Here is a 12,577-nt window from a genome sequence, read left to right on the forward strand (position 1 = left end):
CTAGCCACGGCTGCCGACATCCCGAAGCGAATTTCTGAACTGCCCGGATCCTGTTGAGATCGTGTGGCTCAGGGTGACTGATGTGACTGGTGGGACCAGGTGGTCCAGCCCACCTGGCTACTCCTGCTCGTCCGCCAGCGCCTCGCCGTGCGTGCCGGGCCGCGGGGCCCACGGCAGCTCCTTCGACGGCCGCACCACCACGAGCTTGTCGCCGCGTGCCAGCTGGGTGACCGTCGGGTCGTAGTACCGGTAGACCTTCTCGTCGCGCAGCACCGCGATCACCTGGTCGGGCAGCGACTGGGGGGCCTTGCCGACCTCGGTGACGAGCAGCTCCCGCTCCGCCACCTCCAGGCCCTCGCCGTAGGTCAGCAGATCCTCGAGGACCGACGCCAGCGGCGGCGAGATCGAGGAGAGGCCGACCAGCCGGCCGACCGCGTCCGAGGACGTGACCACGGCGTCGGCGCCACTCTGCCGGACCAGCGGCACGTTGTCCTGCTCCCGGACCGCGGCGACGATGTAAGCCTCCGGGTTGAGCTGACGGACCGTCAACGTCGCGAGCACGGTGGTGTCGTCGCGCGGCGTGGTGATGATGACCTGCTTCGCCTGCTCGACGCCGGCCCGGCGGAGCACCTCCCGACGGCTGGCGTCACCGGTCACCACCGCGAAGCCGTCCGCGTGCGCCTCGCCGAGCGCGACGCTGCTCGGGTCGACGATGACGACGCTCTCCTTGGCGACACCGTTCTTGGTCAGGGTGTCGACCGCGCTCCGGCCCTTGGTGCCGTAGCCGACCACGACGGTGTGCTGCTCCATGTTCTTCCTCCAACGGGCGTTGCGGAACATCTCTCGGCCCTGGTTGGCGAGGACCTCCAGGGTCGTGCCGATCAAGAGCACCAGGAACCCGATGCGTAGCGGCGTGATCACGAACGCGTTCACCAGCCGCGCTCCGGGCGAGACCGGCGCGATGTCGCCGTACCCGGTCGTGCTGAGGGTGACGGTCGTGTAGTAGATCGAGTCGGTCAGCGTGATGCCGTCCGCGTCCGGGTGCGCGCTGTCGCGGTAGTTGCCGCGGTCGAGGTAGACGATCAGGACCGTGAACGCCAGGATCCCGAACGCCAGGAGCACCCGGCGTCCGAGCTCCCACCACGGCGAGCGCGTGGAGACCGGGAGCTTGAGCACCCCCGGGACGACCTTCGACTCGATGTCAGGCACAGGGCGTCGCTACTCGACCACGGTGCCGTAGATGACCGTCTTGATGCTGGGGTCGGCGCCCTTCACACCGCTGGTGTCCATCGACACGAAGCGGAAGCGGTCCCCCTTGCGGGGCACGGTCGCACCGGCCGAGTGGCTCCAGGTGCCGCAGAGCAGGCCCTCGTCGTCGGTGCCCGGCTCGTCCTCGACCGATTCGCCGGAGAGGCACAGCATCGAGGACTTCGGCACAAAGCTCTCGACGGTGGCCGTGGTGCGCTGCGGCGTGTTCGGACCGGCGACGGCACCGACCAGATAGCCGGCCACCAGGCAGAGTGCACCGCCGGCCACGAAGACCGGGGTCGGAAGAGTCACGTTTCCCACGTGCAGAGCATGTCACGGGGGCGGTGGGATCTCCGGCAGCGGGGCCCGGGCGGCGTCAGGCGCGGCGCAGCGCGATCACCGGCGCCACCGGACGGTCGCGCTGCCAGACGTCCTCGATGGTGACCCGGTTGTCCGACCACCTCCGCAGCACGACCCAGTCGCCCGGTTCGGCGGCGCACTGGCGGTCCCGAGCGATCCGGCCGAGCATGCCTCCGCTGTAGCTGGCCCGGAGCTCTCCGGCGTCGGTCAGCACCCGCGCGATCCCGGTCTCGCAACCGAGCACGCAACCCACCCAGGGGTCGATTCGGGAAACGGACATCACAGCCCCAATCTACGGCGCTCGCGCAGCACCCGCACCGGATTAATCGGGTTCATCGTCGGTCTGGTTGCGCCACGGCAGCACCGCGTCCAGGCTCAGTCGCCGGCGCAGCTCCGAGCGGGCACGACTGGTCTCCTTCTGCGGCCAGATCTGGTCGAACGAGGCGTTCAGCGCGGCACCGATCAGGACCGCGATCGAGAGCACGTAGAGCCAGAGCAGCACCGCGATCGGCGCCGCCAGCGGACCGTAGATGGACGTCGAGCCCTGCGCCGTACCGACGAGCACCCAGCGCAGCAGCGCCGACCCGAAGATCCAGCAGAACATCGTGAACACGGCGCCCGGGAGGTTGTAGCGCCAGCTCGTCCGAACCGGCACCGACACGTGGTACAGCGTCGCCAGGAAGCAGACGCAGAGCAGGATCACCGTCGGCCAGTAGAGCTCGTTGAGGAAATCCATCCGCGCCGGCAGCGCCCGGTCGACGAGGTCGGGACCGGCGACTACCAGGGGGATGGTCAGGACGCCGGTCAACATCCCGAGGACGTAGAGCAGGAAGGAGAGCGCCCGGGTCCGCACGATCCCGCGGTGGCCGCCTAGCCCGTACATGATCGTGATCGTGTCGACGAAGACGTTGAGCGCGCGCGACCCGGACCACAGGGCCAGGACGAAGCCGATCGAGATCACGTCGTACCGGCCGCCGGCGAGGACGTCGTTGAGCGTCGGTTCGATGATCTTGTGGACCGTGTCCGGCGTCAGTGCCTGGGAGGCCAGGTCGAGCACGGTGCTGCGGACGTCGTCCACCTGGCTGCTGCTGAACTGCGTGAAGACGTAGCCGATCGTTCCCGCGAGCGCGAAGACCAGCGGCGGCAGGGACAAGATCGCGAAGAAGGCCGCCTCGGCCGCCAGCCCGGTCACCCGGTTGCGCATGCAGGTGGAGACCGTGGAGACGATCAGCCGCCAGAGGGCCCGCCGGACGTTGGTCAGGGTCCACCGGGACTTCCGCGAGCGCGCAGGGGTGGAGCTGCTCTGCGCGGTCATGGGGTCAACCGTAAGGCCCGCGCGGTCGAGAACCACGCAGCGCGGCGTCCCGTGGTCGGGACGCCGCGCTCGGTGGTCGGATCAGACCAGCACCGGCTCCGGTGCGGGTTCGTGGTCGTCGTCGAGCATCGTGGTCTCGTCGAACGGCTCCGCCCCGGCGAGCACGCTGTCCAGGCGACCCCGGTCGAGACCGCCGGTCCAGTGCCCGACCAGGACCGTGGCCACGGCGTTGCCGGCGAAGTTGGTGACCGCGCGCGCCTCCGACATGAACCGGTCGATACCGACGATCAGGCCGACGCCGTCGACCAGGTCCGGCCGGTGCGAGCTCAGGCCGCCGGCGAGCGTCGCCATCCCGGCGCCGGTCACCCCGGCAGCGCCCTTGGACGCGATCATCATGAAGACCAGCAACGAGAACTGCTCCCCCAGCGACAACGGGTTGCCCATCGCGGTAGCGATGAACAGCGATGCCATCGTCAGGTAGATCGCGGTGCCGTCGAGGTTGAACGAGTACCCGGTCGGTACGACGACGCCCACGGTCGCCTTGTCCACCCCGGCGTGCTCCATCTTCGCGATCAGCCGCGGCAGCGCCGACTCCGAGGAGGACGTCGACACGATCAGCAGGAACTCGCGGCCCAGGTAGCGCAGCAGCGCGAACAGGTTCACCCCGGTCGCCAGCTTCAGGATCGTGCCCAGTACCAGGAAGACGAAGAGCGCGCAGGTGACGTAGAAGCCGATCATCAGCACCGCGAGGCTCTTCAGCGCGTCGACGCCGGTCTCCCCCACCACGCCGGCCATCGCCCCGAAGGCGCCGACCGGAGCGGCCCACATGATCATCGAGAGCACCCGGAAGACCAGCCGCTGGGCATGTCCGACGGCGGTCAGCACGGGAGCGCCGGAACGTCCCATCGCCTGGACCGCGAACGCGACCAGCAGCGCGATCAGCAGCGTCTGGAGGACGTCACCGGACGTCAGCGCGGAGAGCATCGAGTCCGGGACGATCCCGAGCAGGAACTCGCTGGTCGAGCTGTGCGCGCCGGCCGCCTGTGCGGCACCGGCGCTGGCGACCTTCTCGGAGAGGTCCAGGCCCGACCCCGGGTGCAGCAGGTTGCCGACGACGAGCCCGATGCCGAGTGCCGCGGTCGACATCGTCAGGAAGTAGCCCAGGGCGAGGCCACCGACCTTCCCGACCCGGGCGGCGCTGCGCACCGACCCGACGCCGAGCACGATCGTGCAGAAGATCACCGGCTGGATCATCATCTTGATCAGGCCGACGAACGCCTGGCCGAGCGGCTTGAGCTCGACCGCGAAGGACGGGAAGACCAGCCCGGTCAGGATCCCCAGCCCGACGGCCGCGATCACGGCGACGTACAGGTAGCGGGTCCGGTCGGGCTTCGCGAGTGTTGCGGACATCGTTCCTCCAGGTGTGGTCGAGCAGTCCGACCACTCTCGGACGGCTTGTGACCTGGGTCACTGTTGTGTTCGTTGTGTTCACAACTCCGCGGCGCGGAGGCGGTGCGACAGAATGCCGAACATGCGGATCCGGAGGCGCGAGACCTCGGTGGCACGGCAGGTGCTCGTCCTGCAGCTGCTCGTGGTGCTGGTCCTGGTGGTGGCCGCCGGCGCCCTCGCGACGTACGACGCCCGTCAGGACGTCCGCGACCACGCCCGGGACCGGGCCGTCGCGGTGGCCACCTCGCTGGCCGACTCCCCCACCGTGCGCACCGGCGTCGGTACGGCGGACCCGACGGCCGTGCTGCAGCCCTACGCGACCCAGGTCGAGGTAGACACCGGAGTCGACTTCGTCGTGGTGATGGGCCCGGACCGGACCCGCTACACCCACCCTGATCCGGCCCAGATCGGGAAGGCCTTCATCGGCGACCTCGGCAGCGCTCCCCGCGGCAAGGTCTTCACCCAGGAGTACGCCGGCACCCTCGGTCCGTCGATGCGCGCGGTGGCACCGGTGCGATCCGGTGACCGGGTGATCGCCTTGGTCGCGGTCGGGATCACCCTGGACCGGATCGACGACCAGCTCCGGCGCAGCCTCGTCTCGGTCGGCCTGGCGGCGCTCGCCGTCCTGCTCGTCGGGATCGGCGGCGCCTGGCTGATCAACCGCCGGCTCCAGCGCCAGACGCACGGGATGGGCGAGCAGGAGATCACCCGGATGTACGAGTACTACCGGGCAGTGCTGCACGCCGTCCGCGAGGGCCTGCTGCTGGTAGACGCCGGCGGCCGGGTCCAGCTCGTCAACGACGAGGCGATCCGGCTGCTGAACCTGCCGGCGGACGTCGCGGGTCGCCCGGTCTCCGAGCTCGGTCTGCCGCCCGCCCTGGTGGAGGCGATCAGCGGCAGCACCCCGGAGGACGACGACATCTACGTGACCGGCGACCACGTCCTGGTGGTCAGCTCGTCGCCCGCGCTCTGGAACGGCGACGAGGTCGGCGCCGTGGTCACCCTGCGCGACCGCACCGAGCTGGTCGACGTCACCGGGGAGCTGGACGTCGCCCGCGGCCTCAGCGAGTCGTTGCGCTCCCAGAACCACGAGGCGGCGAACCGGCTGCACACCGTGGTGTCGCTGATCGAGCTCGGCCGCCCCGAGGAGGCGGTGGCGTTCGCGACCGCCGAGCTCCAGATCGCCCAGCGGCTCACCGACCAGGTCGTCGGCGCCGTCGACGAACCGGTCCTGGCGGCACTGCTGCTCGGCAAGACCGCTCAGGCCGCCGAGCGCGGCATCGAACTCACCATCAGCGGCGACCTGCGCGCGGGCGTTGGTCCGGTCGAGCCACGCGACCTCGTCACCGTCGTCGGCAACCTGCTGGACAACGCCATGGACGCGGTGTCGAGCTCCGTAGACCGCCGGGTCGCCGTCCAGGTCCGCGGCGGTCCCGACCAGGTGCGGATCGTCGTCGGCGACAGCGGGCCCGGGATCCCGTCGGCGGACTCCGCGCACGTCCTCGAGCGCGGCTGGTCCACCAAGACCACCGGGTCCGGGATCGGGCTGGCGCTGGTCGGCCAGGTCGCCCGCCGCCACGGCGGCTCCGTGACCGTCGGCACGTCCGCCCTCGGCGGCGCCGAGTTCGTCGTCGAGCTGGGGCGCCGGTCGTGACCGTCCGGGTCCTGGTGGTCGAGGACGAGGCGCTCGCCGCCGAGGCGCACGCGGAGTACACCCGGCGAGTTCCCGGCTTCGAGGTCGCCGGAGTGGCTCGCTCGGCCGGCGAGGCGGTGCGCCAGCTCAACGGCGACCCCGGCATCGACCTGATCCTGCTCGACCTGCACCTGCCCGACGGCCACGGCCTCGGGCTGCTGCAACGGCTGCGCGCGGCCGGGCACCTCTGCGACGTGATCGCGGTGACCTCGGCGCGCGACTCCGAGGTGGTCCGGCGCGCAGTCGCCCAGGGCGTGGTTCTCTACCTGCTCAAGCCGTTCTCGTTCGCGACCTTCCGCACCAAGCTGGAGCAGTACGCCGCCTACCGCGCCCGGCTCGGCGAGGGGTCCACCGAGGTCGTCCAGGACGACGTCGACCAGCTGATGGGCACCCTTCGGTCGCGCGGGTCCTCGGCGGACCTGCCCAAGGGCATGAGCGCCGAGTCGCTGCGCCAGGTGACCGAGGCACTGCGCACCGCCTCCGGATCGCTGTCGGCAACCCAGGTCGCCGAGACGATCGGCGCGTCCCGGGTGACCGCACGGCGCTACCTGGAGCACCTCGCCCGGGACGGTCTCGTCGACCGCGCCCAGCGGTACGGCGGAACCGGACGTCCCGAGGTCGAGTACACCTGGCGGCGGTGACCGCCGGGGTTCAGCTCAGCTCGAGGCCCGGGTACAGCGGGTGCTTGTCCAGCATCTCAGCGGACTGCGCACGCACCCGGTCGGCCACCCCGTCCGCCATCCGGTACGTCGCCTTCGACGGCGCACCCGCCTTGTTGACGCCGGCCTCGGTGTTGGTGAGCACGTCGACGATCATCTCGGCGACCTTGTCGAACTCGTCGTGACCGAAGCCGCGAGTGGTCAGCGCCGGCGTACCGAGGCGGACGCCGGTGGTGTACCAGGCGCCGTTCGGGTCGTTGGGCACCGAGTTGCGGTTGGTGACCACGCCGGCGTCGAGCAGCGCCGACTCCGCCTGGCGGCCGGTCAGGCCGAACGAGGCGACGTCGAGCAGCACGATGTGGTTGTCGGTGCCGCCGGTGACGAGCTTGGCGCCCCGGGTCAGGAACCCGTCGGCCAGCGACTTGGCGTTGTCGGCGATGTTCTGGGCGTAGGTCTGGAACGCCGGCTGGCGGGCCTCGGCCAGGGCGACGGCCTTGGCGGCCATCACGTGCGAGAGCGGGCCGCCGAGGACCATCGGGCAGCCGCGGTCGACGTCGGCCGCAAACTCCTCCTGCGCCAGCACCAGGCCACCGCGCGGGCCGCGCAGCGACTTGTGGGTGGTCGTGGTGGTGATGTGGGCGAACGGCACCGGGTTCTCGTCGCCGGTGAACACCTTGCCCGCGACCAGGCCGGCGAAGTGCGCCATGTCGACCATCAGGGTGGCGCCGACCTCGTCGGCGATCTCGCGCATCTTGGCGAAGTTCACCCGGCGCGGGTACGCCGAGTAGCCGGCGACCAGGACGGCCGGCTTGAACTCACGGGCCTTGGCCGCGACGACGTCGTAGTCGAGCAGGCCGGTCTCCGGGTCGGTGCCGTACTGCTGCTGGTGGAACATCTTGCCGCTGATGTTCGGGCGGAAGCCGTGGGTCAGGTGGCCGCCGGCGTCCAGGGCCATGCCGAGCAGGCGCTGGTTGCCGAACTCGTGGCGCAGCGTCTCCCAGTCAGTCTCGGAGAGCTCGTTGACGTTCTTGACGTTGTACTTCGCCAGCGCCGGGGTCTCGACCCGGTGGGCGAGGATCGACCAGAAGGCGACCAGGTTGGCGTCGATGCCCGAGTGCGGCTGCGCATAGGCGTACGGCGCTCCGAAGAGCTCGCGGGCGTGCTCGGCGGCGAGCGCCTCGACCGTGTCGACGTTCTGGCAGGCCGCGTAGAAGCGGTGGCCGACGGTGCCCTCGGCGTACTTGTCGGAGAACCAGGTGCCCATCGTCATCAGCGTGGCCGGCGAGGCGTAGTTCTCGGAGGCGATCAGCTTGAGCGACGAGCGCTGGTCGGCCAGCTCCTTGCGTGTGGCCTCGGCCACACGGGGCTCCACCGACGCGATCACCTCGAGCATGGCGTCGTACGCCGTGGAGGTGGTCTTGGCGAGGGTTTCAGGGGTGGCATCGCTCATGGGCACAGCCTAGAGCCGCGTCCCGGGCGTGTCCCGAGCACCCAGACGTGTACCAAATGATGGACAGCCGTCTCATGACATGAGATTCGAGTTTGTGAAACAGGTGTCCGGAACCTGAGACTTGACCCCATGATCAGCGCCGCCACCTCGACCTGGCTCGTGACACGTCGTCACGTGGACCTGGGTCGTACCGGCAGCATGATGTGTCTGAACCGCTGAACGCCCGCCCACCGTTCCCGCCTCCCGCGCGCAACGAAGCACGCGATTCCTTTCAGCGAAGGACCTCTCCCCACCATGCCTGACCTGCGTTTCGACTCCCAGCCGCCTCGCGCGACCGAGATCCCCCGCCCCAAGAGGGCCGAGGGGCAGTGGTCGCTGGGCCAGCGCGAGCCGCTGAACAAGAACGAGCAGTCCAAGAAGGACGACGATCCGCTGAACGTGCGGGACCGGATCCTCTACACGTACTCCAAGAAGGGGTTCGACTCGATCGACCCCGCCGACCTCCGCGGACGCTTCCGCTGGATGGGGCTGTACACCCAGCGCAAGCCGGGCATCGACGGCGGCCGGACCGGCTCGATGGAGGAGGAGGAGCTGGACGACCGCTTCTTCATGATGCGGGTCCGCTCCGACGGCGCGCTCCTGAACGCCAAGGCGCTCCGGGCGCTGGGCAGCATCGGCACCGACTTCGCCCGGAACAGCGCTGACATCAGCGACCGGCAGAACATCCAGTTCCACTGGATCCAGATCGAGGACGTCCCCGCGATCTGGGAGCGCCTCGACGAGGCCGGCCTGAGCAGCCTGGAGGCCTGCGGCGACGGACCGCGGCCCTTCCTGGGCTCCCCCGTCGCCGGTGTCGCGGCCGACGAGATCATCGACGGCACCCCGGCGCTGGAGGAGATCAAGCGCCGCTACCTGAACAACAAGGACTTCTCGAACCTCCCCCGCAAGTTCAAGACCTCGGTCACCGGGCACCCGAGTCTGGACACCGTCCCGGCGATCAACGACGTCTCGTTCGTCGGCGTGGTCCACCCCGAGCACGGTCCCGGCTTCGACCTCTGGGTCGGCGGCGGTCTCTCCACCAACCCGATGTTCGCGCAGAAGCTCGGCGTCTGGATCCCGCTGGACGAGGTTCCCGACGCCTGGGCCGGGGTCACCGGCATCTTCCGCGACTACGGCTACCGCCGGCTCCGCTCGAAGGCGCGGCTGAAGTTCCTGGTCGCCGACTGGGGCGTCGAGAAGTTCCGCGAGGTCCTCGAGAACGAGTACCTCGAGAAGAAGCTGGTCTCGATGGACTCGCCGCCGGTCTCGACCGAGAGCGGCGACCACGTCGGCGTGCACGCCCAGAAGGACGGCAACTTCTACATCGGTGCCGCTCCGGTGGTCGGCCGGATCAACGGCGAGACCCTGACCGGGCTCGGGGACCTGGTCGAGAAGTTCGCCCTCGCCGGTGCCCGCCTGACCGCCCAGCAGAAGCTGGTCGTGCTCGGCGTCGCGCCGGCCGACGTGGACGCGGTCGTCGCCGGCCTGCTGGAGCTCGGCCTGGACGCGAAGCCGTCGAACTGGCGTCGCAACACGATGGCCTGCACCGGCATCGAGTACTGCAAGCTCGCGATCGTCGACACCAAGGAGCGGTCCCGCGCGCTGATCGCCGAGCTGGAGAAGCGGTTCCCCGAGCTCGACACCCCGATCACGGTCAACGTCAACGGGTGCCCGAACGCCTGCGCCCGTACCCAGACCGCGGACATCGGCCTCAAGGGCATGATCGCGCTGGACGAGGACGGCAACCAGGTCGAGGGCTTCCAGGTGCACCTCGGTGGCGGCATCGGCATGCACGACACCTTCGGCAAGAAGCTGCGCGCCCACAAGGTGACCAGCGCCGGCCTCGACGACTACATCACCAACGTCGTGACGGCGTACCTGGCCGACCGTACCGACGGCGAGAGCTTCGCCGCCTGGGTCGTCCGCGCCGACGAGGTCCTGCTCCGCGGCGAGAAGGCCCTGGAACCGGAGCCGGTCGCATGACCGCGCGCGCAGTGCCGTACCACTGCCCCTTCTGCGGTGACGAGAACCTCTGGCCCCACGCGGCCGCCGAGGGTGCTGGTCACGGCGAGTGGGAATGCCGGTCCTGCCTGCGCGCGTTCAAGGTCTCGATGATCAAGCAGCTCCCGCGGCCCGCGCTGGGACAGCCTGCCGGATCGGGAGGCACACCATGACCGCACCCACCACCCTGGCCGCTCGGGCCGCGCGCGGCACCCTGACCGAGGGTCGTAGCACGGCCGAGCTCAAGGATCTCGTCTTCCAGGTCGGGGCCGAGCTCGAGCTCGCGCCGGCCGAGGACATCATCGAGTGGGCGGTGGCCACCTTCGGGTCACGGTTCTGCGTGACGTCCTCGATGGGCGACGCGGTGCTGGCGCACGTCGCCTCGAAGGTCGCACCCGGCGTCGACGTCGTCTTCCTGGACACCGGCTACCACTTCGTCGAGACCATCGGCACCCGGGACGCCGTGGCGGCGACGATGCCGGTGAACCTGCTGACGATCACCCCGGTGCAGTCGGTGGCCGAGCAGGACGCCCAGTACGGCAAGGATCTCTACAAGACCGACCCCGACCTGTGCTGCAAGCTGCGCAAGGTCGAGCCGCTGGCCACCTCGCTCGCCGGGTACGACGCCTGGGCGACCGGTCTGCGCCGCGCAGAGACCCACAACCGGGTGATCGCGCCGGTCGTCGGCTGGGACGAGAAGAAGCAGAAGGTCAAGGTCTCGCCGCTGGCGCGGTGGACCGACGAGGAGATCGAGCAGTACATCCTCGAGAACGGCGTCCTGGTCAACCCGCTCCAGTACGACGGCTACCCGTCGATCGGCTGCTGGCCGTGCACCTCCCGGGTCGCCCCCGGCGAGGACTCGCGCAGCGGTCGCTGGGCGGGCCAGAACAAGACCGAGTGCGGGATCCACCAGTAACCACCACGCAGCACCCAACCCATCGCACAGACAGCGTTGTCACCGCGAGATCGAAGAGAAGGGAGGCCGGTCCATGACCGCCCCAGCCCTCATCGCCCTTGCCCACGGCAGCCGGGACCCGCGTTCCAAGGCAACCATCGAGGCGCTCGTCGCCGAGACCCGGAAGATGCGTCCGGACCTGCGGATCGAGGTGGCGTTCCTCGACCACGTCCGGCCGTCCTTCGAGACCGCCGTCAACAAGCTGGTGCGGGCGCGCTTCGAGGAGATCGTGGTGGTGCCGCTGCTGCTCAGCGAGGCCTTCCACGCGAAGGTGGACGTGCCCGAGGTGATCGCCGCCGCGGTCGCCCAGCACCCCGGCCTGCAGATCCGGCCCACCAAGGTCCTCGGCCTGGAGCACGCGTTCCTCGAGGTGCTCGACAAGCGCCTGCGGGAGGCCCTGAGCGCAGCCCGGGTCCGTGAGCTCGACGCCCTGGTGCTGGCCGCCGCCGGTTCCTCCGACCCGATCGCGAACCAGGCCGTGGCCCGGCTCGCCCGGGTCTGGGGAGCCCACCACAAGCTGCCCGTGACGGCGGCGTTCGCGTCCACGACTCCCCCGGCCACCGGCGAGGCCGTTCGCGCCTTCCGCGCCGAGGGCCGTCGCCACGTCGCGGTGGCATCGCTCTTCCTGGCCCCCGGCTTCCTGCCGGACCGGGCCAACGAGCTGGCCGTCGAGGCCGGTGCCGTCGCGGTCTCCGAGCCGCTGGGCGCCGACCCGGAGGTCGCCCGGACCATCCTGGCCCGGTACGCCGTGGGTGCGGTCGAGCTCGTTCCCGTCTAGCGGGATAAGGGATTAGATGCAGTCATCGTGATGTGGACGTAGCGCTGCGCGCGAGCGGACGAACCGATTGTGGACTAGCGCCATGTCGCACTTGAAGAGAGGGCCTGAAGCAACTCTCTAGGAGACAACGGACGCCGACAGTGCGGGCATTCCGCGATCCCTCGCGCCGAGTTATGGCTACGGTCTCTCGGGGGACTCGATCACCATGCCGTCAACATCTGAGCAAGCTGAGGGTAGGTCAAGTTCTGACACGTCACGGGTCGCCACAGCACCGAACGTCATGCGGTCTCCCAGCATGAAGGTGCCTGCATCCGGCACACGGATCCCTACTGTTTCGCCGACCTTCACGAGCTTGGATCCGTGAGGCCAGACTACGAGTCTCCGCTTGTCACCTCTGCTGAGGACTACGCCCAGACACTTGCCGTCGATGAGAGTGAGCTCAGCGAAAGCACCGATTCCCCCTTCAAGATCACGGTCGAGCATGTGGCGACCGTCAACCACTGCCACGACACCGCCAGCACGAACGACGTCACTCTTCGACGCAAGATATGCCCAGAGGCCAGCGCCGCCCAGCAGTATCGCTACGACGACGATTACGCGCATACCGCGTGCGACCCAACTCGCCCTGCG

Annotated in this window: 13 protein-coding genes; 6 read left to right on the forward strand and 7 right to left on the reverse strand. The window is 69.6% G+C overall.

Annotated elements, in window-relative coordinates; all coding sequences use genetic code 11:
- Window positions 1-117 precede the first annotated feature (117 nt).
- The 5 genes from EFK50_RS06415 to EFK50_RS06435 form a co-directional block, all read right to left on the reverse strand.
- On the reverse strand, window positions 118-1,209 hold the full coding sequence (locus EFK50_RS06415) for a potassium channel family protein (protein ID WP_123226739.1): 1,092 nt from the start codon (window positions 1,207-1,209) through the stop codon (window positions 118-120).
- 9 nt (window positions 1,210-1,218) lie between these two features.
- Window positions 1,219-1,569 (reverse strand): hypothetical protein, encoded by a 351-nt coding sequence (locus EFK50_RS06420; RefSeq protein ID WP_148046071.1) that lies wholly within the window; start codon window positions 1,567-1,569, stop codon window positions 1,219-1,221.
- Between the two features lie 55 nt (window positions 1,570-1,624).
- A complete protein-coding gene (locus EFK50_RS06425) occupies window positions 1,625-1,888 on the reverse strand; it encodes a hypothetical protein (protein WP_148046072.1) in 264 nt (87 codons plus the stop codon).
- A gap of 42 nt (window positions 1,889-1,930) precedes the next feature.
- A complete protein-coding gene (locus EFK50_RS06430) occupies window positions 1,931-2,923 on the reverse strand; it encodes a YihY/virulence factor BrkB family protein (protein ID WP_246004065.1) in 993 nt (330 codons plus the stop codon).
- Between the two features lie 81 nt (window positions 2,924-3,004).
- Complete coding sequence (locus tag EFK50_RS06435; protein ID WP_123226742.1) at window positions 3,005-4,333, reverse strand: cation:dicarboxylate symporter family transporter; 1,329 nt, start codon at window positions 4,331-4,333, stop codon at window positions 3,005-3,007.
- A 121-nt stretch (window positions 4,334-4,454) separates the two neighbouring features.
- On the opposite strand from EFK50_RS06435, the gene EFK50_RS06440 reads away from it, so the two are divergent.
- Window positions 4,455-6,026, forward strand: coding sequence for an ATP-binding protein (locus tag EFK50_RS06440; protein ID WP_123226996.1), 1,572 nt, complete (start codon window positions 4,455-4,457; stop codon window positions 6,024-6,026).
- Complete coding sequence (locus EFK50_RS06445) at window positions 6,023-6,706, forward strand: response regulator (protein ID WP_123226743.1); 684 nt, start codon at window positions 6,023-6,025, stop codon at window positions 6,704-6,706. Before EFK50_RS06440 ends, EFK50_RS06445 begins: the two co-directional genes overlap by 4 nt.
- A 10-nt stretch (window positions 6,707-6,716) precedes the next feature.
- Here EFK50_RS06445 and EFK50_RS06450 read toward each other — a convergent pair whose 3' ends face one another.
- Complete coding sequence (locus EFK50_RS06450) at window positions 6,717-8,174, reverse strand: glycine hydroxymethyltransferase (protein ID WP_123226744.1); 1,458 nt, start codon at window positions 8,172-8,174, stop codon at window positions 6,717-6,719.
- Between the two features lie 294 nt (window positions 8,175-8,468).
- Between EFK50_RS06450 and EFK50_RS06455 the strand changes: the two genes are divergently transcribed.
- The 4 genes from EFK50_RS06455 to EFK50_RS06470 all read left to right on the forward strand — a co-directional run bounded on the left by EFK50_RS06455 (window position 8,469) and on the right by EFK50_RS06470 (window position 11,947).
- Window positions 8,469-10,196: a nitrite/sulfite reductase gene (locus tag EFK50_RS06455; protein ID WP_123226745.1), complete on the forward strand. Its 1,728-nt coding sequence runs from the start codon at window positions 8,469-8,471 to the stop codon at window positions 10,194-10,196.
- Window positions 10,193-10,387 carry a hypothetical protein gene (locus EFK50_RS06460; protein WP_123226746.1) on the forward strand — a complete coding sequence of 65 codons (195 nt, stop codon included), beginning with the start codon at window positions 10,193-10,195 and terminating at the stop codon, window positions 10,385-10,387. The genes EFK50_RS06455 and EFK50_RS06460 overlap by 4 nt, the downstream gene beginning before the upstream one ends.
- Entirely contained in the window at window positions 10,384-11,130 is a 747-nt protein-coding gene (locus EFK50_RS06465; protein ID WP_123226747.1) for a phosphoadenylyl-sulfate reductase, read from the forward strand. The genes EFK50_RS06460 and EFK50_RS06465 overlap by 4 nt, the downstream gene beginning before the upstream one ends.
- Window positions 11,131-11,203: 73 nt before the next feature.
- Window positions 11,204-11,947: a sirohydrochlorin chelatase gene (locus tag EFK50_RS06470; RefSeq protein ID WP_123226748.1), complete on the forward strand. Its 744-nt coding sequence runs from the start codon at window positions 11,204-11,206 to the stop codon at window positions 11,945-11,947.
- Window positions 11,948-12,124: 177 nt separating this feature from the next.
- Here EFK50_RS06470 and EFK50_RS21805 read toward each other — a convergent pair whose 3' ends face one another.
- The gene (locus tag EFK50_RS21805; RefSeq protein WP_148046073.1) at window positions 12,125-12,550 is read right to left on the reverse strand and encodes a hypothetical protein; all 426 of its coding nucleotides are present in this window, start codon (window positions 12,548-12,550) and stop codon (window positions 12,125-12,127) included.
- Window positions 12,551-12,577 lie beyond the last annotated feature (27 nt).

This window comes from Nocardioides marmoriginsengisoli (genome assembly GCF_003725695.1).
Classification (GTDB): Bacteria; Actinomycetota; Actinomycetes; order Propionibacteriales; family Nocardioidaceae; genus Marmoricola; species Marmoricola marmoriginsengisoli.

Excerpts from the sequence above, each read along its gene's own strand:
- EFK50_RS06470 (WP_123226748.1), top strand. The coding sequence starts at position 11,204 with ATGACCGCCCCAGCCCTCATCGCCCTTGCCCACGGCAGCCGGGACCCG.
- EFK50_RS06440 (WP_123226996.1), top strand. The coding sequence starts at position 4,455 with ATGCGGATCCGGAGGCGCGAGACCTCGGTGGCACGGCAGGTGCTCGTC.
- EFK50_RS06450 (WP_123226744.1), bottom strand. The coding sequence starts at position 8,174 with ATGAGCGATGCCACCCCTGAAACCCTCGCCAAGACCACCTCCACGGCG.
- EFK50_RS06455 (WP_123226745.1), top strand. The coding sequence starts at position 8,469 with ATGCCTGACCTGCGTTTCGACTCCCAGCCGCCTCGCGCGACCGAGATC.
- EFK50_RS06465 (WP_123226747.1), top strand. The coding sequence starts at position 10,384 with ATGACCGCACCCACCACCCTGGCCGCTCGGGCCGCGCGCGGCACCCTG.
- EFK50_RS21805 (WP_148046073.1), bottom strand. The coding sequence starts at position 12,550 with ATGCGCGTAATCGTCGTCGTAGCGATACTGCTGGGCGGCGCTGGCCTC.
- EFK50_RS06460 (WP_123226746.1), top strand. The coding sequence starts at position 10,193 with ATGACCGCGCGCGCAGTGCCGTACCACTGCCCCTTCTGCGGTGACGAG.
- EFK50_RS06435 (WP_123226742.1), bottom strand. The coding sequence starts at position 4,333 with ATGTCCGCAACACTCGCGAAGCCCGACCGGACCCGCTACCTGTACGTC.
- EFK50_RS06425 (WP_148046072.1), bottom strand. The coding sequence starts at position 1,888 with ATGTCCGTTTCCCGAATCGACCCCTGGGTGGGTTGCGTGCTCGGTTGC.
- EFK50_RS06430 (WP_246004065.1), bottom strand. The coding sequence starts at position 2,923 with ATGACCGCGCAGAGCAGCTCCACCCCTGCGCGCTCGCGGAAGTCCCGG.